Origin of the sequence: Streptococcus mitis, from assembly GCF_003942965.1 — a bacterium.
GTDB lineage: Bacteria > Bacillota > Bacilli > Lactobacillales > Streptococcaceae > Streptococcus > Streptococcus mitis_BH.
The window spans coordinates 1-1,987 of the sequence record NZ_RJOG01000061.1 but is presented as its reverse complement, the minus strand read 5'-3'; the positions used below and the strand labels follow the sequence as shown (position 1 = coordinate 1,987).

Genomic DNA, 1,987 nt, shown 5'->3' with positions numbered 1-1,987 from the left:
ATATAAGAAATAAACAATCATAATGACTGTAAAACTAATTAATGAATATGTCCCAGTTTTACTAAATATATATAACAATAGCGCAAATAATGGATAATTGTAGTATCCGTATTCAGTTGGAATGTTTTTTGACATCAAATTTTTAAACCAGTCAAAAATGTTATCATAGAATTGGTACAGATATGCAGCCTTAAAATGATAGGCTCCATCATCAGTAAAATACGGAATATACCTTAGCGCAATTAAGGAAATACCTATAACAAATAACATTAAATAATATCGACTATATCTAAACCTATAAACTATTGGAATTAATAAGAATGGCGTAGTTATAATTGGAAATAATAGAAATACACCAAAAAACATTAAAAAAACTAAAAACATTATATACTCCTTTTTAGCATTTTTTTTATACGACAGTATAAATTGGGAGTAAGTAAAAACCAGCTATATTTCACTTTAAATTTTACAGAAGCTTTAGAGTCAAAGATTATACTCCAGTAAAATGAACGTACTTTTTTAACAATATTTCTTAAAGCTTTTGTGTCCGTAGAAGCTGCGGCTTCAGATATATGAAAAGAACCTTGAACAATTTTTAAATTTAACGCCTTTTCTACACTATTACCACTATAAAATTGTTTTATTTGATTCCTGTTATACTCACCTGCTTCAAAAAAATCAAATCGCTTATCTGTAAATTGAGATTGTACGATACTTCCAGGACGACGATAGTAATGATAGGTAACAACAGGTGAAATAACTATTTGTTCAGCTAATCTTAAATGTTCAGCTACAACAAAAAAATCTTCATAAATTTTTCCTATAGGAAATGGTCTCATTTCTAAAATTTGTTTTTTATAAAGTTTTGCACATGCAGATACCGTTGCAACCTTATCTTCCAGCATTAATTCTAGTGCTTCTTCTTTCGTAACTCTTTGACTAGATTCTAAATTAAATTGTTCTGCGAAGTATTTTTCATATTCATTTGTAGTTTGAACTTTTGTTGAAATCAAATCAGCTTGATATTTTGCTCGAATAAGAGTCAATAATTCAAATGTAAAAGGCTCTATATAATCGTCCGGATCCAAAAAGAATATCCACTCATTAGTTGCTTTTAACACTCCATAATTACGTGCATCTGATAGACCACCATTCTCTTTATGAAATACCCTAATCCAATCATATTCTTGAGCATATTTATCACATAATTTTCCTGAATTATCAGTAGAGCCATCATTGATTAGTAAAACCTCAAAATTTTTATGTGTTTGATTTACTAAACTATCTATAGCGTAATGAAGGTAATCCTCAACATTATATACAGGAATAACTACACTAATATTCATCCATCTCACTCCATTCTTTTTGTTGCTTTTTGATTAACGGTTTTAAGATGGGGTTAAATATATTTTTAAATCTAGAATTTATATAAATTAGTGAGACCGTTTTTTTCGAATGATCATATTTCCATCTATAATGGCACTTATGAGCATAACTAAATAATCGGCTCGCTTCCTCGATATTCTTATTCATTATAAACAACTGACATTGCTTGTTGATTAAGTATGTCAATGCATTTTTGACTACTGGCTCTAAGTTCTTATCAAATCGAATTACTTCATAATAATTGAGAATTTTTTTGGTTACTCTATTGTGATGATCTGCTTTTTGTTTCATCACATTTAAATTCATACTCTGATCTTTTCTACCTAAGAAATACTGGTAAACATTTAAATCAAGATAAACATAACTTTTTACGTATTGCAAAGGTAACAAAGTATATTCCATATCAACATAAAAGGTTTTTTCACTTATATTAATTCTAGATTCTTTTAATATCGATGTTTTATAAGTCAGAGCATGCATGGGAATACGTTTGAAAGGTATTCCCTGATATATTTTATTACAATCTAAAATATCAGAAAAACTAATCTCTTTTTCAGTCTGATTATAGGTATGTTGTTCAGTATAATTTGTAATAATCATA

General features: G+C 28.1%; 1 protein-coding gene and 2 pseudogenes. All 3 read right to left on the bottom strand.

Annotated features, from left to right (window positions below):
• A pseudogene (locus D8837_RS09635) lies at positions 1-384 on the bottom strand (hypothetical protein); the annotation flags it as partial.
• The gene (locus D8837_RS09185) at positions 384-1,346 is read right to left on the bottom strand and encodes a glycosyltransferase family 2 protein (protein ID WP_045604971.1); all 963 of its coding nucleotides are present in this window, start codon (positions 1,344-1,346) and stop codon (positions 384-386) included. The pseudogene D8837_RS09635 and the gene D8837_RS09185, both read right to left, overlap by 1 nt.
• Positions 1,336-1,987, bottom strand: a pseudogene (locus D8837_RS09555) (glycosyltransferase family 2 protein); the annotation flags it as partial. The pseudogene D8837_RS09555 and the gene D8837_RS09185, both read right to left, overlap by 11 nt.

Coding starts and splice junctions, on each gene's coding strand:
- D8837_RS09185 (WP_045604971.1), bottom strand. CDS start 1,346: ATGAATATTAGTGTAGTTATTCCTGTATATAATGTTGAGGATTACCTT.